The sequence below is a fragment of the Streptococcus suis genome (assembly GCA_002831545.1).
In the GTDB taxonomy this organism is placed as follows: domain Bacteria; phylum Bacillota; class Bacilli; order Lactobacillales; family Streptococcaceae; genus Streptococcus; species Streptococcus suis_P.
In genome coordinates this window covers 301,689-322,185 of sequence record CP025095.1, presented here as the reverse complement: position 1 = coordinate 322,185, position 20,497 = coordinate 301,689, and the positions used below count along the sequence as shown (strand labels likewise).

23 protein-coding genes and 2 pseudogenes are annotated in these 20,497 nt (G+C 37.4%); 8 read left to right on the top strand and 17 right to left on the bottom strand.

Features of this window, described 5'->3' with window-relative positions; genetic code table 11:
• The first annotated feature begins 64 nt into the window (after window positions 1–64).
• The 7 genes from CWM22_01700 to CWM22_01670 all read left to right on the top strand — a co-directional run bounded on the left by CWM22_01700 (window position 65) and on the right by CWM22_01670 (window position 5,102).
• On the top strand, window positions 65–493 hold the full coding sequence (locus tag CWM22_01700; protein AUC90727.1) for a hypothetical protein: 429 nt from the start codon (window positions 65–67) through the stop codon (window positions 491–493).
• Between the two features lie 179 nt (window positions 494–672).
• Window positions 673–993, top strand: a complete 321-nt coding sequence (locus CWM22_01695; protein AUC90726.1) for a hypothetical protein — start codon at window positions 673–675, stop codon at window positions 991–993.
• Window positions 993–2,093 carry a DNA translocase FtsK gene (locus CWM22_01690; protein ID AUC90725.1) on the top strand — a complete coding sequence of 367 codons (1,101 nt, stop codon included), beginning with the start codon at window positions 993–995 and terminating at the stop codon, window positions 2,091–2,093. Before CWM22_01695 ends, CWM22_01690 begins: the two co-directional genes overlap by 1 nt.
• Window positions 2,090–2,695: a hypothetical protein gene (locus CWM22_01685; protein AUC90724.1), complete on the top strand. Its 606-nt coding sequence runs from the start codon at window positions 2,090–2,092 to the stop codon at window positions 2,693–2,695. The genes CWM22_01690 and CWM22_01685 overlap by 4 nt, the downstream gene beginning before the upstream one ends.
• Window positions 2,696–2,901: 206 nt before the next feature.
• Window positions 2,902–3,507, top strand: a complete 606-nt coding sequence (locus CWM22_01680) for a Replication protein RepB (protein ID AUC90723.1) — start codon at window positions 2,902–2,904, stop codon at window positions 3,505–3,507.
• Window positions 3,500–3,748 carry a hypothetical protein gene (locus CWM22_01675; protein AUC90722.1) on the top strand — a complete coding sequence of 83 codons (249 nt, stop codon included), beginning with the start codon at window positions 3,500–3,502 and terminating at the stop codon, window positions 3,746–3,748. Before CWM22_01680 ends, CWM22_01675 begins: the two co-directional genes overlap by 8 nt.
• Window positions 3,749–3,836: 88 nt before the next feature.
• The gene (locus tag CWM22_01670; protein ID AUC90721.1) at window positions 3,837–5,102 is read left to right on the top strand and encodes a site-specific integrase; all 1,266 of its coding nucleotides are present in this window, start codon (window positions 3,837–3,839) and stop codon (window positions 5,100–5,102) included.
• Window positions 5,103–5,406: 304 nt separating this feature from the next.
• On the opposite strand, the gene CWM22_01665 is transcribed toward CWM22_01670, so the two are convergent.
• The 15 genes and pseudogenes from CWM22_01665 to CWM22_01595 form a co-directional block, all read right to left on the bottom strand.
• Entirely contained in the window at window positions 5,407–6,246 is an 840-nt protein-coding gene (locus tag CWM22_01665; protein ID AUC90720.1) for a phosphoesterase, read from the bottom strand.
• 51 nt (window positions 6,247–6,297) lie between these two features.
• Window positions 6,298–7,191, bottom strand: coding sequence for a protein lacX (locus CWM22_01660; protein AUC90719.1), 894 nt, complete (start codon window positions 7,189–7,191; stop codon window positions 6,298–6,300).
• Between the two features lie 64 nt (window positions 7,192–7,255).
• Window positions 7,256–8,662 (bottom strand): 6-phospho-beta-galactosidase, encoded by a 1,407-nt coding sequence (gene lacG, locus CWM22_01655; protein ID AUC90718.1) that lies wholly within the window; start codon window positions 8,660–8,662, stop codon window positions 7,256–7,258.
• A 233-nt stretch (window positions 8,663–8,895) separates the two neighbouring features.
• Window positions 8,896–10,575, bottom strand: coding sequence for a PTS lactose transporter subunit IIBC (locus CWM22_01650; protein AUC90717.1), 1,680 nt, complete (start codon window positions 10,573–10,575; stop codon window positions 8,896–8,898).
• The gene (locus CWM22_01645; GenBank protein AUC90716.1) at window positions 10,575–10,892 is read right to left on the bottom strand and encodes a PTS lactose/cellobiose transporter subunit IIA; all 318 of its coding nucleotides are present in this window, start codon (window positions 10,890–10,892) and stop codon (window positions 10,575–10,577) included. The genes CWM22_01650 and CWM22_01645 overlap by 1 nt, the downstream gene beginning before the upstream one ends.
• Window positions 10,893–11,022: 130 nt before the next feature.
• Window positions 11,023–11,856 (bottom strand): transcription antiterminator lact, encoded by an 834-nt coding sequence (locus CWM22_01640; protein ID AUC90715.1) that lies wholly within the window; start codon window positions 11,854–11,856, stop codon window positions 11,023–11,025.
• 187 nt (window positions 11,857–12,043) lie between these two features.
• Window positions 12,044–13,021 (bottom strand): tagatose-bisphosphate aldolase, encoded by a 978-nt coding sequence (lacD, locus tag CWM22_01635; GenBank protein AUC90714.1) that lies wholly within the window; start codon window positions 13,019–13,021, stop codon window positions 12,044–12,046.
• Between the two features lies 1 nt (window position 13,022).
• Entirely contained in the window at window positions 13,023–13,955 is a 933-nt protein-coding gene (locus CWM22_01630; protein ID AUC90713.1) for a 1-phosphofructokinase, read from the bottom strand.
• Window positions 13,956–13,964: 9 nt separating this feature from the next.
• A complete protein-coding gene (locus tag CWM22_01625) occupies window positions 13,965–14,480 on the bottom strand; it encodes a galactose-6-phosphate isomerase subunit LacB (protein ID AUC90712.1) in 516 nt (171 codons plus the stop codon).
• Between the two features lie 26 nt (window positions 14,481–14,506).
• Window positions 14,507–14,929, bottom strand: a complete 423-nt coding sequence (lacA, locus tag CWM22_01620; GenBank protein ID AUC90711.1) for a galactose-6-phosphate isomerase subunit LacA — start codon at window positions 14,927–14,929, stop codon at window positions 14,507–14,509.
• A pseudogene (locus CWM22_01615) lies at window positions 14,926–15,094 on the bottom strand (hypothetical protein). The gene lacA and the pseudogene CWM22_01615 overlap by 4 nt, the downstream one beginning before the upstream one ends.
• A gap of 41 nt (window positions 15,095–15,135) precedes the next feature.
• Complete coding sequence (locus tag CWM22_01610; protein ID AUC90710.1) at window positions 15,136–15,903, bottom strand: DeoR/GlpR transcriptional regulator; 768 nt, start codon at window positions 15,901–15,903, stop codon at window positions 15,136–15,138.
• Between the two features lie 417 nt (window positions 15,904–16,320).
• Window positions 16,321–16,935 (bottom strand): coenzyme A pyrophosphatase, encoded by a 615-nt coding sequence (locus tag CWM22_01605; protein AUC90709.1) that lies wholly within the window; start codon window positions 16,933–16,935, stop codon window positions 16,321–16,323.
• A 129-nt stretch (window positions 16,936–17,064) separates the two neighbouring features.
• A pseudogene (locus CWM22_01600) lies at window positions 17,065–17,223 on the bottom strand (DUF853 domain-containing protein).
• Window positions 17,224–17,354: 131 nt separating this feature from the next.
• Complete coding sequence (locus tag CWM22_01595; GenBank protein ID AUC90708.1) at window positions 17,355–18,200, bottom strand: aquaporin; 846 nt, start codon at window positions 18,198–18,200, stop codon at window positions 17,355–17,357.
• Between the two features lie 139 nt (window positions 18,201–18,339).
• Between CWM22_01595 and CWM22_01590 the strand changes: the two genes are divergently transcribed.
• The gene (locus tag CWM22_01590) at window positions 18,340–19,140 is read left to right on the top strand and encodes a formate transporter (protein ID AUC90707.1); all 801 of its coding nucleotides are present in this window, start codon (window positions 18,340–18,342) and stop codon (window positions 19,138–19,140) included.
• A 33-nt stretch (window positions 19,141–19,173) separates the two neighbouring features.
• On the opposite strand, the gene CWM22_01585 is transcribed toward CWM22_01590, so the two are convergent.
• Together CWM22_01585 and CWM22_01580 are read right to left on the bottom strand one after the other, a co-directional pair.
• Window positions 19,174–19,887: an LrgB family protein gene (locus CWM22_01585; GenBank protein AUC90706.1), complete on the bottom strand. Its 714-nt coding sequence runs from the start codon at window positions 19,885–19,887 to the stop codon at window positions 19,174–19,176.
• Window positions 19,862–20,242, bottom strand: coding sequence for a CidA/LrgA family protein (locus tag CWM22_01580; protein ID AUC90705.1), 381 nt, complete (start codon window positions 20,240–20,242; stop codon window positions 19,862–19,864). The genes CWM22_01585 and CWM22_01580 overlap by 26 nt, the downstream gene beginning before the upstream one ends.
• Window positions 20,243–20,497: the final 255 nt, after the last annotated feature.

Genomic DNA, 20,497 nt, shown 5'->3' with positions numbered 1-20,497 from the left:
TTCAATCGTTGCTCATATAAGTTTCTTTCTACTCCTAAAATTGGGCTGTTAGAAAGAGGCGACTATGCCAACTCATTATTATACAAACGTTGAACTCGTTTCTAACATTGAACCAGCTGAACAAGAATTTTGGTTAAAAGTCCTAGATGATATGGACAGACAAGAAGAGAACTATCAACGTAAAATGAGATACCATCAAGTATCTAGCTTAGACTTTGTAGTATCCGAAGATGGACGTGAGACAACACTCCAAGAACTTATTCCGAGTGATTCTTATTCTGGCGAAGACAATGTAATCAAGCAAGTAGAAGAACAACTTTATCTTGAAGCATTCACTGAATTAGATGAAAAACACCGTATCGTTTTTAAAGCTATATTTGAAAATGGTCTAAATGCTACAAAATCTAGTCAACTAATTGGTCGGTCTGATAAGACTGCTAAAAAGTACTACAAGGAAGCCTGTAAACAGGTTCTTAAAAAAATGCAATCATAGTAGATTAACTAGTAGTCAACAAAAGACTACTAGTTTTTTTAAAAAAATTCCGAAAACCATATTCTGAATCTCCTATATATAGGAGGTGATGGATATGACCTAGATACAGTATCCAGCTCATGATAAAAACCGAGCACGTCTCATTCACATTATTTTCTATTACACAGGAGGAACTGCCTATGGCATTCAAAATAAAAACCACAAAAGGTGGTTATACCACTTCATTGGCTGACAAAATCATCAGTCAAAAACAACCGATTTTCTCACTTAGTTCCGAGCTTGAACCACAACAACGATTTGAAGATGGCAAGCCGACAGGAGAAATCGTAGCCTACAAAGCTTGGTTTGTGCAAGAGGGACAAGACCCTTTCCAAGTGAAATTTGAAGAGTCGATTGAGCTACCAGCTTTTCAATCCATGATTCAATTTGACACTCTACAAGCCTGCGAAGTGAAATATAACATATATTTCAAAGCTAACGGTATCAAGGAGGTACGATAATGAGTTCAAAAAATCCTAATGTGATTAACCAATCCTTTCTGCAATCTTATCTGCTCCAGAGCCTAAACATGGCTCTGGGGGCTTTAATGCAGGGAGAAACCAGTTACACGAACTCATTTAATATCATTATCCAAGAAGACGGTTTCATTTTCGTACCTCGGTTACCATGTGCTTACATCTTAGACGATGACTTATACAAGAAAATCTTTCTGATTGCCAACGCTTCACTTTATCCACAGTATACGCTTCTAAAACAAAATGCTACCTACTTTGTTCCCTTAGAAACGGATGACCTACACATTCAACGTGGATTATTCTTCCCTTGGAAAAAAGGGATTTCAGAACGCTTGGCGATTCCTGATTTAGATAAATTTTCATCCAGCTTACCGAAAGGAAAAATCCCAATCATGAAACACTTTGAACTTAACTTAGACAAAGTAAATCACTGGGCTATTGCTGGAAATTCAGGCTCTGGGAAATCGTACGCTCTCACTTACTTCTTGAGTGTACTGAAGCATATGTCTGACTTGATAATCATCGATCCCAAGGTCGATACCCCAAGCAGGTGGGCTAGAGAAAATCACATTGCGGTTATCCACCCTGTCGAAAATCGTTCGAAATCCGATTTTGTTTCACAGGTTAATGAACAATTAAGTCAGTGTGCAACTCTCATTCAGAAAAGGCAAGCTATCTTGTATGATAATCCTAACCATCAATTTACCCATCTAACCATTGTCATTGATGAAGTGCTTGCTCTATCAGAGGGAGTCAATAAGAACATCAAAGAAGCCTTTTTCGCCTTGCTCTCACAAATTGCCTTGTTAGGGAGAGCAACTAAAATCCATCTCTTCTTAGTTAGCCAACGTTTTGACCACAATACCATTCCCATATCAGTAAGGGAACAACTTAACGTATTATTGCAAATTGGAAATATCAATCAGAAAACCACCCAATTTTTATTTCCTGACTTAGACCCTGAAGGGATTGTTATTCCAACTGGACATGGTACAGGTATCATTCAAGTTATTGATAATGAACACCCTTATCAGGTTCTGCCTCTGCTCTGCCCAACTTACTACACTAAACGAGGTATCCTATGACAACTAAAACCTATTTCATGAGAAGTTTCAATTTCATTCTGAATCTGCTTCTCATCGCTCCTATCTTGTATTTGTTCGGTTGGCTTTTCAATAGTCTATCTATTCAATTGAATACCAATACTCTGTTCAAGTTGGAGACTGTCACAACTATTACTGATAAAATCAGTTCTATTAGTTACGGACTAGCTCTCATTTGCTTGTCCTTATCCTTAGTATTGATTGGAATAGAAATTGTCAAACGGTGGAAAACAGACACACTTATGAACTATGTGAAATCTGTTTATCATACTTTTTCTCTTAGAAATTTCTTATTTCAACGTGAAAAAGTACAGAAAGTAACAAGTCCTGAACATCAGACTGTACCAACATCAACCCCTGTAAACAACGGATTTAATCGAGCTGTCCGTAAATGTATGGTTGATATTCAGACTGATTCTGTCACTATCTTCATCAAAGTTCCAAGAGACCAACAGGGACAAAAAATTCTAAAGGATATGGAAGCACTATTAAAAGAGGAAATTGCTAGTCAGCATACTGATTACTATTTCTCATCTCCTATTCGAGTCCGCAATCAATTATGGTTCATTGGTAAAAAACGTTAATCTTTGGGGGCTGTGGCTTGCATTAGCAAGAGCCAAACAGCCCCCCCTTTTTTTATTATGTTCTATTCAACCATGAGCTATTGGGGTTACTACGACCCCCAATAGCTCAATAATCAATAATCACAAATTTTGTCCAAAAAATTCCGAAAAGTATACCCAAAATCTCCTATATATAGAAAAGATATAGCAAAGTGAGGTAATTGCCTATGGCAAAAGAACAACGCTCCTCAAAGTGGACTTTCTTATTCTACGAAGAGAGTGCGCCAGAGGATTATTTAAACATCTTGGAAGAACTCCATATTCCATTTATCCTTAGCCCTTGGCACAACAAAGATGTGAACAGACAAACAGGAGAGTTCAAAAAATCACACAAACACGGTGCATTCTTCTTTGATTCACTAAAAAGTTATTCCCAAGTATCAAATATCATCAGCGATAAACTAAACGGTCCAGCACATGTCGAGGTTGTTATGTCTCCAACAGGTTTATTTGACTATTTTACACATGCTGAGAATCCAGAGAAGACCCCCTATAATATCGAAGATATTGAAGTTGGTTGTGGCTTTGATTTGGATAAATTCTTAATGGAAGTGAAAACCTCAGATTTTATTCATGAAGTGGTTGATATTATCGAAGAAAACGACTTTACCGAATTTGAAGAGTTAGTTTGGTATGCACGAGCAAACAATACAAATTTGTTAGGACTCATTATTGAACGTACCTATTTCTTTGCTAAGTATTTAGATTCACGACGGCATAATCCAAATCGGTTACAGACTGCCAATACAGAGGAGAAAGACAACGATGAATAACGAAAAGTTAGAACAAATTGAACAGTTATTGCAAACACTTATCAAGCTCATTCAAATCAAAGAACAGAGCAGACCACTAAAGATAATTCAGCAACGAGAATTGCTAAGACAACTAAATATCTCTCCAAACACACTAAAAACCTGGGAACAAAAAGGATTAAAAAGATTAGAACCTCCTATAGAGGGAACTCGAACCGTCTTCTATTTATTAGACGATGTTATTGACTTCTTGAACTCCTAATGTTGAAGTTTTGTGCTAAAATAGTATTATCTAAAAGAAAGAGTGGTAACTATTTTAGCCTGCTTCAATATCCTGAAGAAAGGCAAATATGGAAACTGAAACAATTATCCATAATGGCAAAAAAGTCATTAAAAAAATCAAAAAAGATAAATCCATTTCATATACGCTAAAAGGAGCATTTCTTGGTAAAGATGTTAAAACTGGCAAACAAGTCACAACAACTATTACTGCAAAAACACTTAAGCAACTTGATAGAGAAGTTATTCAAGCTCGCTTAGAATTTGAAAGAAATGGATTTACTCGAAAAGAGAATGTGCCTATTAATACGCTGGAAGATTTAGCCGAAGCTTGGTTTCAAGCTTATCAAACTTGGGTTAGTTCACACAATACATTAAATAGGGTAAGGGGCTACCTAGATAATTATATTATTCCTAAATTCGGAGATTACAAACCAGATAAAATTGAATCTGCCGATATTCAGCTATGGTTAAATGACCTAGCAAAGAAATCAAAAAAATCAGTTGAATCTGGTGTGAAGCGTGCAAATAAAGGATGTGCAAAAGATTTCGGTGCTGTTATTCATAAGTTGAAAGATATTTTTGACTATGGCATTACTAACTATGGTCTGACCTCTAATCCTGTCAATACTATCAAGATTCCGCCCAAGCCCAAGTCTAGCAAGCAACGTATCATGGTTTTACATGATGATAGTCTCGCTAGGTGGCTCAATTATCTTGAAAGTTTAGATAACAGTAGAGCCAATCGACGGTTTAAGTTGATTTGTAACACACTCTTAGCTTCAGCCTTGCGTATAAATGAGTTATTGGCATTGACAATTGATGATTTGAACTTTGAAGAATCCTCTATTGGTGTCAACAAAACATTACTTTGGAAAACCGCTAACAAAAAGACTGGAACAAAAGGGAAAGTCATCTGTAAAGCAACTCCAAAAACCGATGCAGGCAATCGCTCTATTCCAATTCCTTTATCTATACTTGAAGAACTTCGAGATTTTCACAATGAAATGAACGAATATCTTAAATTACACAATAGACCTGAAACAAAATTGATTTTCCCAACAATATACGGAAACTATATGTGTGATAGAAACGAGCGAACAACTCTCAAGAATAGATTAGCAGGTCTAGGATTACCAGATTATGGTTTCCATTTATTCCGACACACTCATGCTTCAATGTTGCTTAATGCTGGTGCAAACTGGAAAGAACTCCAAGTCAGAATGGGACATAAATCAATTTCAACCACAATGGATACTTACGCTGAATTAGCACCTCAACGAAAGTTAGAAGCTGTGGGTATTTATCTTGATAAGATTGCTGAACTAACGCAATAACTACTCTACCATTCACTCTACCTTTTACTAAGGAACATTACAAAAACGTTGATATATAAACGTTTCTAACAGCTAAAATAGATAATACTTAACCTTTACTGAGGTGAAATAGGGATTCACTACACGTCAATAGGCGTCAAAACATTGATTTTATGCGGTTTTTGAAAGATGAACTTTCATTACATTGCAGTACAAATCAGTCGAATCACTACCTTTTTTGAAATAAGTTTTTGATTCGGATAAGTAATAAAACCCACTGGCTAATTAAGTCAGTGGGTTTTTGAGTGATTAGAAAGAAGTGAAGTTACGGATTAACAAGATCTATAATGATAATTTCTGGGCGATTAAAGAATCTTGGTACTCGTGTAGATTCTTTGGCCAGACCCCTGCTTACAATAAAATACGAATTTTCAACTTCATATAAACCACCTGCATATTTCGGAAGAAAACCTTGATTAGGCGCAAATACACCATTAACCAAATAAGGCACTCTCCATTGTCCTCCATGCGCATGACCAGATAACACTAAATCAAATCCATACTTTTGATAAGTATCAATTAGTTCTGGTCGGTGAGCTAGTAAAACTTGGAAGTCAGTGCTTATTTGCTTCCTTTTTATGGCTTCAAGTTGGTCTAGCAAACTCTCACTAGTATCATACTTTTGAAAATATTCAGGATCATCAATGCCTGAAATAGTGATGGACTGCCTCCTTACATCAACTCTACTACTATTTCCAGATAATACAACCACATTCTGTTGTCTCAGATGTTCCAGCATCTGATCATATCGATTACTCCATATTTCATGATTACCTGACACATAGTAAGTATGATTAAATTTTCCTAGCCCGCTCAACAATTCTAGAGTTTTTCTGTCAGAAAGTTCATCATCAAAAATATCTCCACCTAATAAAATGACATCTGGGCCTTCTTTCTCTAATGTTTCCACGATTTGTATCTGATTTTTACCGTAATTTGATGAGTGTAAATCAGTAATTAGAGCAAGTCTGATTGACTGAGATATTTTGGGACTAACAAGCCTGTAATGAGTTACTTGAAGCCGACTATCAAAACCTAAAGCAAGAAAAATTAGGATACAAATAAAAACAAAGCATCGTGGCTTAATATTTTTTAGTTTTTTCATTATTCGAACTATTTTACCAAATTTCTGTAACGAATAAACATTTTCAAAAGGTTACTCAATAATAATATCAAAATATTTTGTATCAACCTCTTTTGGAGCAACATAGCTAATACTTCGTTTGGCATTAAAAATATCAGATTCTTCCAATGAAGTAGAGAGTCCGCTCCATGGTTCTAATGCGATAAAGGGACTCTGATTTGTAGTTGACCAAATCACTAAATATGGAAAATCATCAAATGAAATCGAAAGTTTCTTCTGATGATTTTTGGATTTCAAGGTTACCTTTCGTGATGCTAACTGATCCAATGTGATGGCATCATGCTCAAACAGTTTATAGGACAAGTCCAATGTTTTTTGATTTTCCAAGAATGGCCGGCGGTCTCGCAGATCAAGTAAGCCAGTTTCTGGAAAACTTCTAGGTACTGTACAAGATTCTACTTTTTCAAATTCTAAATAATAGTCTTCATAACTCTCACCATCCAACAAGGGACAATTAAAACCTGGGTGACCCCCAATAAAGTAAGGTAGCTTTCTATGTCCTTCAAGATTTTTCACCCGATATTCTGTCCGAATTGTATTGCCAAGTAGAGAGTAGTTAATGGAAAGTTCAAATTCAAAAGGGTAATTTTTTACGGTTTCTTCGTTTGATGAAACAGAAAATTCTAAAGAGTTTTCAGTACTATTTACATTTTTGAACATCATTTTTCTCACAAGTCCATGCCTCGGAATTGTGCCTGTAAATGTCGATCTTTCTGCAGGTGCATAGATAGTCCAATCATTTCGTAAACTTCCACAAATCGGAAATAGAACTGGTGCTTGACCGCTCCAATAGGTCGGATCTCCTTGCCAAAGATATTCGATACCATCCTTGTCTTTAATAGAAATAATTTGCCCACCTAATTCAGAAAATTGTACTGTTAAGTTCTCATTTTTTAATTCGAGCATAAAAACTGCCTCCCTTATATGAAAACAAGGATGCTAACTTGAGCTAGGCATCCTTATATTAGTTTTATTCAATAACCTGTGTTTCCGCTACTTTTTTATACCAATATGCACTTTTCTTTGGATAACGTTCTTGGGTCTCAAAGTCAACATAGAACAATCCATATCGTTTCTCGTATCCATTTGACCAAGAAAATACATCCATCAAGGACCAGATGAAATAACCTTTAACATTGGCACCATCTGAGATAGCATCTGAAATCACTTCTAAATGCTTTTTCACATAATCAATTCGAACATCGTCATAGACTGTACCATCTACAAATTCATCTTTATAGCCTAGACCATTTTCAGTGATGTAGATTTTCTTATAGTTTGGATAGTCATTTTTCACACGCATGATTTGATCATAAAGGCCTTGCGGATAGATAATCCAATCCCAGTCCGTTTTCGGAATATCGACTGGAGACTCTCTACGACCAACTCCTTTGATTTGATATTTAGAACTTCCCTTTTCACCTTTACCATTATGGATAATCTCAGTTTCTCCATCATGAGCTCTCATCCAATCACTCATATAGTAATTGATGCCCAAGAAGTCGTTCAAATCTTTTGCGGCATCTAAGGCAGCGAAGTCTTCATCACGAAGGTCTAATTCTCCACCATTCACTTTCAGAATATGTCGAACGCCTTCAAGAGTTTTTTCAGAATAGTAACCCAAGTATGTAGCATCGAGGATAAATTTATTATGGATAATATCTTCTAGTTCCGCTGCACGAACATCGTCAGGATTGGTTGGATCATAAGGATATTTCGTTGGTAATGCGTGAACAACACCAATTTCTCCACTATAACCAGCATCCTTGTAGAGCTTAACCGCCTTGGCATGTGAAACCATCATATTGTGGTGAGATTGGAATACCTTAGCTAAGTCATACTGAATCCCTGGTGGGAACTTCCCTACAAGATACTGTCCGTCACCAATTGGCCCGATTTCATTAAAGGTTGTCCAGTAATTAACTTCAGGGAATTCTTTGAAGCAAAACGCTGCGTAATTGACGAAGTGTTCAATGTTTTCACGATTCAGAAAGTCACCATTAGAATGTAGCGTTTCTGGTGTATCAAAATGGTGAAGCGTTACAAATGGTTCTACATGACGTTTATGGCATTCCGCAAATAATTTATGGTAATACTCTACTCCCTTTGGATTTACTTCTCCAAAGCCTGTTGGGAAAATACGAGACCACGCAATTGAAATCCGAATGCCGTTTACCCCAAATTGTTCACTTAGTTCTAAATCAACTGGATAACGATTATAAAAATCAGAAGCTGGTTCCGCAGTGTACCAGTAATTATCTTCTAGATACTTGTCCCACGCAACACGACCTTTTCCATCCGTCTGTGTAGCACCCTCTGCTTGATATGCAGCAGTTGCCCCACCAAATATAAAATCTTTCGGTAATGTTTTAACCATAGCCTACCTTCTTCTATCAAAAATAAATAAAGGGGTAGGAGTTGGAGATGATAACTCCCTCCCCTTTTGATTAAGAACCTGTATTCACAAGTAAAGTGCTTGTATATAAGAGATAGTTTTTCGCTAATCAAGACGGTTTTTTGAGGGAATACTGACTGTATTTTGAAAAAAACTAACGATGAGTAGCTGAAAAACTAGCCTTAGATGGAAGTGCTGAACTGTGAATACAGGTTCTAAAACTGTTGTTTGACAAAGTCAAGAGCACCTTGACCATCACGTGTGAGTTTAATGTATTGAGCCCCTTCGGTTTTGGCAAGTTTAATACCCAATGCATCAGTTTCTTGTTTAATGTCATCGTAGTTTGATGCTACTTGAGGTGCAAGGATGACTAATTGATACTCTGGCAAAATCTCACGGTGCGCCCCATAGCTTCCTGCTGTAGCTGTAACTGGAACACCATATTCTTTTGCAGCTTTAGTTAACGCATTAGCAAGCAATCCACTTGTACCACCTCCTGCACAAAGTACCAAAACATTTGTTTGCTCAGAAATTTCGGTATCGACTGCAGCTTTTTCAAGAATAGCATCCGCTTTCGCAGTATTGAAATTAGCCGCCACTTTCTCTTTCAAGCTATTTTCAACTTTCCCTGATTGTTCTTCAGCGAGAATCTGCTCATCGTAAACTTTCAAGAATGGATAATAGATAAGTACATCGACAACTACCAATAAGATAGCTAGTGCAAAGGCAAGTGGAGCAAAGTTTGTCCCCATTACAATCCCCAATGGTCCTGGAGTTGTCCATGGCAAGTTAACGCTGAAACTGTTCATTTTAAGCGTATCAACAAAGAATTTGAAAATCCATACGTTAGCAATTGGAGCTAAGATGAATGGAACAAAGAATACTGGGTTGAGTACAAGTGGTGCACCGAACAAGATCGGTTCGTTTACACCAAAGAAAGTTGGAACAACTGAAGCACGTCCAATTGCTTTATTTCGTTTAGACTTAGTCAACCACATAAACATGAATGGCACAACCAAGGTAGCACCTGTACCACCCATTGTCACGATAAACATTTGAGTACCTGAAGTCAGGATTTTGTCCGCATGTTGACCCGCCTGTAGAAGCTGGAAGTTGGTTTCAATGTTGGCATAAGTAATGGCTGCAATCGCTGGTTCCACAATAGATGGGCCATGAATCCCTACAAACCAGAACAAAGCATAGGCACCAAAGATAATTGTAATACCAACATAACCATCTGCGGCTGTAAATAGAGGCTCAAATAATTTCAGAATCGCCTCAGCAACGTTTGTTCCAAGGAATTGACGTGTCACAAGATCAATTCCATACAAGACAAAGATAGACAATGCATATGGAATCACATCTTTAAATGCCTGGGATACGTTCGGTGGAACTTCGTCTGGCATACGAATGGTGACATTGTTTTTCACACAGACCTTATAGATATTAACCGTAATGAAGGCTGCTAGAAAGGCTGTCAAAAGCCCCTTAGTTCCCATGTAACCATTGGCAAATCCACCTTCAATACCATCAGAAGCCAGTAATAGGAAACCTGAAATTGAGGCAATCATGGTTGAAATGAAGTTAATCTGATTGGTTTTTGGCAATTGACGGTTAAACGCATCTGTCAATGATTTTGCGGTCGTTCCTGCAACTAAGACAGCTACAATACCCATTGTATAACCGTAAGGTTTCATGATAGCCGCAACTGCTTCATCAGACCAAGTAAAGCCAAAGATATTAGGCACGAAAGCCACCAATAGGAAGATACTTGAGAACAAGATAACCGGCATGGCAGCGATAAAACCATCACGGATAGCCCTTAAATAAGGGTTTCTCGAAATCTTTTCAAAGAAAGGCTTCCCTTTCTCAATGAATTCAATCAATTTATTCATTACTTATCACCTCGTTTGTAAAGTTCAATCATATGACTCATCATGTCTTTCAATAATAATGTGGTCATGAGATGGTCTTGGCCATGCATGAGCGTCACACTAAAGGCTAAATCCTCACCAGCCGCTTCTTTCTGCAACAAACTTGTCTGAGCATGGTGGGCTTCAACAATACAAGCATTGGCAGCTTCAACTAGTTCTTCTGCTTTTGCATAGTCGCCTTTTTGAGCAGCAGCCAGTGCCTCCATCAAACGAGAACGAGCATCACCAGCGAATGCAACAATCTCAAAACCTAATAACGTAATTTCTTCTCTGTTCATAATATGAACCTCCTATTTTTTATGTACTCAATGGAAATACCATTCAGACTAGGCGACGAAAACGTAGATAGAACTAAAGTTCATCAAGTTGAGGCAACAACGTCTGAATTGGATTTACGAAGAGTATGATTTACAATAACCGTTGAATATGTAATACAATATAGAACCTTTCACTATCATTTACTGGCTCATCAACCAATGAAGTAATCATCTCAAAAATCTGACTTCCAACCTGATGGGCTCTTGGATTCTGGAGCTTGATGTACTGTTCCAAACTAGCAATCGATTCATTTGACTGATGGGATCTATCTAAGTAATTCAGAAAATAGGACAGATGGATCATAAAACGATCATAAAAATTGCTATTGTCTTTTGAGCGTCTAATCCCATTCTCTATCAAAATTTGTTCAACCTCAGCAATAATTTTCTTACTGATGTCATGTTCTTCACTAGTGGGATGAATTGTTTCACCTTTTGCATTGATTAAGTGAAGTGCAATTTTACCAATCTCATCATTTGGAAAATCATTTAGCAACTTTTCTCGAAACATAGCTAAGGCTTCGCGCGCCATTTTATATTCTAATGGATATTCGGCTGAAATATTGGGTAGCCTACTTTCTTGATAAGTATTCTTTAAAACCGCCTGATATGCACAATAGATATGATCTGTCAGTGTCACATATAGATATTCTTGTACAGGGTAATGATAAGTTTCTACCAGATGATTAATAACCGTGTAGGTTGCCGAAATAAAATCTAGTGGAATATCTTTTAATAAGGTCAGAAAATTTTCTTTGGCTTCATCATTTTTTAGCGAAAAGATATTTTCTATCTTGTCCTTAACAATTAAATCCCCTTTTTTCTTTTGAAAGGTTATACCTAATCCCATCACGACTGCCTGTTCCCCATGTTCATTTTTCACCAGGGCAGCGTTATTATTTAGTGACTGTATAATCCTAAACATGTATCCCTCCTATATTTTTAAGCAAAAAAGACTACAAACAAACCGAGAATATCCTACTCTCAAATCCATTTGTAGTCTTGCCTAATCGAATTAGTTACAATCCACTCTATTCTTGCTGATGAGATTATTATAGCATATTCTCAGGAAATGTAAACCCTTTCTTTTAAGAAAATGGTAATTTTTTTAATTATTTTTCTAGCCAAGAAGTTGCTGTTTGAGACAAGACTGCATCAAGTCCCTCAATATTTTCACGACCAACAGTACGTAACCATTCACGCGCAGCTTCTTCGCCTTGTTCAATATAGACTGGCACAACACCCGCCCACGTCGCACGACCACAGAGAACACCGTTAAATTTAGCACCTGCTTCATGTGCAAATACTAGTGTATCTTGGAAAAGCTTAGCAGAAACACCTGCACTTAGATAAATGTATGGCAAATGAGTTGATGCTTCTTGTTGACGGAAATATTCGGCTGCTTCTTCTTTTGTATAGACGACTTCCCCTGTTCCAAAGCCTTCTACAAAATTCATGTTCACAGGTACCTCTAGCTTGAGAACATCCACTCCAAAGCGTTCATCCGAAAATACTTTCATAGCCTCATTTACTTTTCGAGGTTTGACTCTTGCAAATTCCACGCTGGCATTGCCTTCAATCGTTTCATCATAGCTCAAAATTTCCAAGAAGAATGGTAAACCTTCAGCCTGACATTCTGAACCCAAGCGTTCAATATAGGCATGTTTTTGAAGATTGACGTATGGATCACCATCAACATCATAATAGAGTAAGAACTTGATAGCATCTGCCCCTGCTTCTTTTAGTCGTTTTACAGACCACTCTACTAGGCAATCTGGTAAGCGACTAGTAGAGCTTGTATCATAGCCAGTTTTTTCATAAGCTAGGAGCAAACCGCACTGTTCGTCACGGGCGCGTGATGCTGGCAAACCAAATTCAGGATCTAACAGAATTGAGGAAGAAAACTGTGTTAATTCCTCTGAAACTAGTTTCTTTAGTTCTTCCATCTGCTCCACAGTAGGTTCTTCTATCTGATGTTTTGCCATCATTTTTTTCAGGGCTCCACGTTGGTCAAAAGCTAAAGCTGAAATAACACCTGCTTCATTGCTTACTTTTTCCATGTATTTTCTTTTATCTGCTGTTACTACCATATTATACCTCTTCGACTTCGATTTGAGAATACAACGATTCTGCATTTTCTAAATTGACATAACCTGTCTGTTCTTCCTGGGCATTTAGCATGCCCAAAACATTAGCCTTTTTAAGTAATTCTGTATCAGGTAAGGCATGTACCAAACTAGCTGCAATACCTGCAACAGTTGAATCTCCTGATCCTACTGGATTGACGACTTTTATTTTTGGAATTCTGACACGATAGAACTTGTCATTGTGCTTGGCAAAAGCCCCCTGTGCCCCTAATGAGACGACTATCCAATCAATTCCTTGGAAAAGTTGACCAGACAAAACTGATTTCAACTCTTGAATATCATCAGTAACTTCTTTACCAATCAGTTGTGATAACTCCTCTGTATTCGGCTTAATAACTGTCGGCTTCTGCTGGCTTTCTAAAACGTTTTTCAGCGCCTCACCAGAACAATCCAGAACAACAGCTACACCGTATTTTTTACAAAGTTCTACAATCTCAACATAATAATTGCTAGCAAGTCCCTTAGGCAAACTTCCTGAAATAACAACTACATCTACATTGTTCAGAATAATTTCGAGGTGTTCGATAAAATTCAAGGCTTCATGTTCTTGAATAGTTGGTCCTTGTTCTAAAATCTCCGTCTGTTTGCCATCATGAAGAACCGCAATACAGTTACGTGTTTCGCTCCCAATTTCTACAAAGGAATTTTTAATATCATTTCGAGTAAGTTGTTTCTTTACATAACTTCCAAGTTCACCACCAATGAAACCCGTAGCCACAACATCTTCACCGATTTGTTTCAAAACCCGTGTCACATTGACTCCCTTACCACCAGCTGTTTTTTGAACTTTTTCTACTCGATTGACCGTATCCAAATGAAAGGTATCCAATTGATAGGCAATATCAACCGACGGATTTAAAGTGATTGTCAAAATCATGTGAGCCTCCTAGTCGTGGTATTCTCCACGATCCCACTTTTCAAGAAATTCCGTAAAGAACTCTGGCTTAGCTTGTTCTTGATTGAGCGTTTCAACTGCAGCAATCTTTTCAATCAAACATTTGTTTGCTTCAGTTGGTTTGTATTCTGCTTTAATGAAGGCTTCAATGATGTCGCACATGAGCAACTCACCTGTAATCTTTCCTCCAAAACCAATGACGTTGGCATTTAACTCTTCTTTTGCATAGAGTGCAGAGGTCATATCACGAACCAGGGCTGATCGAACACCAGGTACCTTGTTTACAGCATTGTTGATTCCAACACCTGTTCCACAAATACAAATTCCCAAATCTGCTTGTCCGCTTGCAACAGCTTCACCAACTTTTTTACCAAAGATTGGGTAATGAGTACGAACATTGTCATAAGTCCCAAAGTCCAATACTTCATATCCTTGATTTTTCAAATAATCTACCACAGCGATTTTTTCATAGGTTACAATGTGGTCACAACCGATTGCAATTTTCATCTCTTATTCTCCTTTGTTTACAACAATTAGCACATTTTATTTAGCATATCGACACGAATTTGGTGACGGCCACCATCATACTCACCTTTAACAAATCCTTTAACGATATTTTTAGCAATTCCTTCTCCTACAATCTCACTACCGATTGTAATAATACGCGAATTGTTGTGTCCTCTTGTCATATAGGCAGAGCGTTCGTCTGAAACTTCTGCAGCGATCATGCCTTTGACTTTAGTTGCGGTCATAAATGGACCAACACCATAAGCATCAATCACAATGCCAAGATTTCCTTCCTCTTGATTAACTTCTGCAACTACTGCCAAAGTTGTATCAACAAAATCGCTTCCATCACTGACATCTTTAAAGTCATATGATTTTTCTAGCAAATAATCTTTAATAACGTCTTTTAGTTTTGAACCTGCTGGATCAGCACCGATAATGATTGTCATAACCTATCTCCTAACAAAAATAGAAAGTTGTAGCCATATTTGGCAGAAAATCTTTGTTTTGCAAAACTTAGAAAAAGCGTTTTCGCTTTTTATGTTTAAATTATACAACCAAACAAACACAAAGTCAACATATTTTGTTTTATTTTTGTTTATTTTTTTTCGTATGCAAACAAAAAACCAACATTAGGCTGTTGGTTTTGATAACTTTATGATTTTGTAGTGATAATTTCGATGTGCTTACTTAATAATTGGTAATTTTCATCCTTTGCATTCATATCGGTCACTAGAGCAGTTACATCATTCAAATCACAAAAAGAAGTAAAATCATCTTTTCCAATTTTCGAAGCATCTAGCAGTAGATATTTTTCTAAAGAATGTTTAATGGCAATATTTTGCGTATAGGCTTCCGCTAAGGTTGAGGTCATGACATCAGTTCCCTTAAGTCCGTTACCTGAAAAGAAAATCTTGCTGAATCGCATTTTTTCTAAACTTGTATTGGTAATTTCTCCTACAAAAGATTCTGTCACTTGGCGATATTCTCCTCCCAAGAGAAAGACTTGGAACTCCTCGGTCTTCTTTTGAGATAGGATGGTAAAAACAGGCATACAGTTTGTGATGACTGTTAGGCGAGGATTTTTAATAGCCTCAGCCAGAAAGGCCACTGTTGTTCCTGGACCTAAGAACACCGTGTCTCCATCTTCTATCAGCTGTGCAGCCCTTTCCGCTATCTCTTGCTTGGCTTCCTTATTCTGAATGTGTTTCTCAGAATGGGAATATTCCCGATATTGAAAAGCCTTATTACTTCTAGCACCGCCATGGATTTTGGTTAAAACGCCCTGTTCTTCCAATTCTATGAAATCACGTCGAACAGTCATATCAGTAACATTTAGCAATTCAACAATCTCAGAAATTCGGACTGTGCCTTTTTTGTTTACCAATCTTGTAATTTCTTCTAGTCGTTCTCGTTTATTCATGTTTAATCCTTTGTTGTTTTTTTACATTATATCAAAAATAAACAAGAATATGTTGGAAATTTGAACATTTGTTCAATATTATTTTTTAGTTGTATTTTTGTATAAACGAGAAGACTTCAGAATATAATGACTTTCATTTTGGGAATCATTTTTAAATACAATAACTCCTTGTTTGGTGTATTCTCCAACTACATCAGCATTACTATCTAAAATTTGCATTGTTACATTATTTACTTTATATCTTGCTTATTAAATAAAATCTCATTATCTTTAAACTGAATTTTTTTAGATTCATCAACATTTTTTATACTTCTATTTTCCACATTGGCTAATACATAATCTCCTCTAAGATTTTTATGAACAAAAAGGGCAACGGAAAAATTGCAGGTCTTGTTATTGGCTTGACTTTAACTTCGCTCATCTGGGCGAAGTTTTTTGATTTATGATTTCCGTAAAACGATGGGTAAATTGGGCGGTCATTCCCCAGATATTTTCTGGTAGATTTTCATAAAATGGGACGGAGCGTTTGTGATGACTGAAAGGATAGTCAACTCCTCCTCTCAAGCGTTCAAAGGGAAAGTCACAATCTGGGACAATCTGTGAATCCAGTTGATAATAGACAGGGGACGTTTTTTGCAAGGTTTCTAGTGGAACTGTAAAGAATCGAGCTACTTCATCATTGGGTTGAAGGGTCTGCCAGTCCAAGTGAAGTCGACCGACAAAACAGCGAATCGTTGAGCGACCGAAAACGAGATAATCGATTTCTCCCAGCAACTCAATTTGTTCCTGTTGAATGTCAAGTTCTTCGATAACCTCACGAATGGCAGCTTCTTCTGCTGTCTCCCCATCATCAATTCCACCACCTGGAAAGGAAACTTCTCCCGGTTGAGAAATGGACTCGCTCCGAATCTCATATAAGACCTGCCACTGATTGTCTGACCAGACTAAGGGCAAGAAGACTGCATAAGAACGTTTTTCACCCAATGGCTGGGGCTGATAGTCTTTCAATAATGCCTGCAATTGATCAGTCATGCTAACTCCTTACTAATTAGTGATTTACGTTTATTTTAACGAATTTTGTGGCATCTGGCAAGAACTTTGTCTAGATATAGCCGAACGAATTTGCTTTCATACCCGGAACCGAGGTACAGACAGTATAAGAATAGGGATTCCCGCATCACTCAACTGCTCTGCCAAGACCTTTAAGGTCACTGTCTTCCCTGTTACGGTCGCACCTGCGATGATTCCATGGCGATTGAGCCGCTTGAGCTGCATCTCCGCTCGACTGCTTCCATAACCAAAAGCAATAACATCTGACATATTCTAGCCTCTTTTCCGATTTTTTCTAGCTTTACTGTAGCATAACTTTTAGGAAAATAGCAGAGCAGACAACCGAATCACCTCAATATCCATAAAACAAAAAATAAAAACCCGACGAATCGGGTTCACTATTAAAGATACAAGAATTTGAATAGTGCAATGGCGGCAATTGATGCGAGGATTGGAGCAACCACTGGCACCCAAGCATACCACCATTTTGAATCAGATTTTGATTCACCAAGTACTGTTTTTGGCAGGAAGTGGTGAAGAAGACGTGGACCAAGGTCACGAGCAGGGTTAAGAGCTGGACCAGTTGGACCACCGACACAGGCTACCAAGGCCATAACTAGGAAACCAATGCCTAAGTGAGCAACTGCAATTGAACCTGAAGTATATGGAGCAGTCATTGTCTCAGCGACTGTTTTATCATAGCCTTGTTCAATCAATTTACCAACCAACTCTGAACCAAAGAAATGTTTGGTCAAAGCAAGTGCTCCGAAGAACAATACAAATGAACCAGCGAACTCATTTAAGAAGCCATTAATAGTTGCAGCTTTACGACTTTCTTTTGTACCATTGTCAAGCGCGCTGATTGTTGAGAACGAACCAAGGATGTGATTTGGATTTTCAGTTTTCAAGAAGTAAGGTTTGTATACTACTACAACCACTAACTGACCAAACATTGCACCTAACAATTGCGCAACAATGTATTGAGCAACGTGAGCCCAAGGGAAGAGACCTGAAACAGCCAAACCAAGTGTAAAGGCTGGGTTGATATGGTTACCAGAAACGTTACCAAACATCAATGCTGGCATCATAACTGCCAAACCATAGCCAATCGCAATGAGAATCCAACCAGAGTTGTTTCCTTTTGTACCTTTTAAATCAACGTTTGCAACTGTACCATTACCAATGATAATAAGGAGTGCAGTCGCTAAAAATTCAGTGATATATTTCACTGTCCATGTAACATCCATATTTTTCTTATATTTCCTTTCAAAAGTTAAATTTTTTTGGACAACAACCATTTTATCAAGTATAATAAACAAAGTAAAGCCATTCGACAAAAAGAAAACGTTTACTCAAAAAAGTAGTAGATTCAGTAAGGAGATTAGGATGGGAGCTAACCAAGAGACTTTAATGTATACACTTGAAAAGAGTATACAGAAAAAAGCAGATTTGTTTGAACACAGTTTTTCTGCCTACGCTGTACGATCGATACTAGCCAGTCTTTATTTAGGATTGGGAATTGTCATTTCTCTTTATACAGCAGACAAACTTAACCATGTCGCAGAAGGACTCGGGAAGTTTAGTTATGGGTTGATGTTTGGTTGGGGGCTACTCATGATTTTATATATGAATGCCGAACTCGGAACATCCAACATGATGTATATGACAGTAGCCAGCCATCGAAAAACGATTCCTACTAAAACAGCCCTCAAGATGTTGGCAACCTGTATCCTTTTCAATTTTGTCGGTGCTGTCCTTGTTTGTTACTTGGTTTCATTGACACTGCCTTATCAGCACGTTGATGCTCACAGCTACCTATTTGAAGCAACGGTGGCCAAGCTTTCAAAGACACCTTTGACTCAATTTATTGAAGGAATTTTTGCTAATATTGTCGTGAATATCGGCGTATTTACCTTCTTACGCATCAAAGATGACGCTGGGCGTCTCATTTCCGTTATTTTCGTCATCTTTATTTTTGCTTTCTTGGGATATGAGCACGTCATTGCGAACTTTTCACTCTTCTCCCTGGCCTTTTTTGCAAATGGTGGACCAGTTGAGGGAATGACTCTATTAAGTGTACTAAGCAATTTCCTCTTTTCTGGATTAGGAAACTACGTGGGTGGCGGTCTCTTTATCGGACTTCTTTATAGTTGGTTGAATCATCAATCCAAACTTTATGTAGACTAAAAAAACTACGGTTGGAATTCCAATCGTAGTTTTTTATTGTAAGATAATCTGCGCAACTATTGGACTAATCACCACATACATGATGCCTGTAATCCCAATAGCCAAGCCAGCCATCGCTCCTTGCGTATGTCCATATTTTATCGCTGTACCCGTTCCAATGGCATGTCCTGTTCCTCCCAAAGCAAGACCAACAGCTACCGGGTCTTCAATTTTTAGTAGTTTTAAAAAGACTGGGCCAAGAACACTTGTCAGAATCCCTGTTGCAACAACGACTACAAGAGTAATAGTTGCTATCCCTTGCATTTTATCAGTAATACCAACAGCCATAGCAGTGGTGACTGATTTTGGAAAAAGAGATATTGCTAGAAAAAAATCCATCCCAAACCATTTGGCAATCAGGGCAGTAAATACAGTATTGACAATACAGGCAACAAAAATTCCCAAAAGAATACTTCGAATGTGATGTTTCATTAGATGGAAAGAACGATATAAAGGAATTCCCAGAGCTACCGTTGAAGGCACAATAAGCATATTTAGATAGGACCCTCCTGCATAATATTCCTTATAGGAAATACCTGTCATTTTTAAAAAGACAATAATCAATCCTGTAGCTACCAATAGTGGGGTTGTGATTGGATGAGGATATCTCCGATAGATCAGCATTCCAATTAAATATGCTGCAATTGATAACATAATACCAAAAATAGGATTTGAAAAAAGTTCAGTCATGATTTCCCTCCGTATCAATATAGTCACCTTCAAACTTTTGCTTCACAAATTGAACAACAAAACCAATTACTAAGACATTTAAAAAAATGGCGCCTAAAATGACGATGATAATAGGAAGTAAATAATCTTTAATTGCATCAAATCTCTCCATAATGCCCACTGCTGCAGGCAAAAAAAGAATGGTCATGTTAGCCAGCAAAAAATTTCCAACCGTCTGAATATGGCGAAGACGAATCAATTTGAACTCTAGGGCTAAAAACAGGAGGATTAAGCCAATAATACTTCCCGGAATAGGAAGATGAAAAATAGTCGAAATAGCTTCCCCTAAAAATGAAAATACTAGAATAATCATAAACTGAACATATAGTTTCATCTTTACACCACCTTAAATACTACTAATCCATCTGAGGTCATTTTCTTTTAGTCCAGAAAATCCCTTAATGTTAGTACTGTTATTAAGTTTACTACTCTGAAATTATTTTTCAAGGCTATAAAACGTTTACACCTTAAAAATTTGTCCTAAGCTATTTTATTTATTTTGTACATAATCACTTGACAATTTATTTCTGTAGGTGTATATTTAATATATAACAAAATTTGATATATGAAACTGAACACTATATATCAA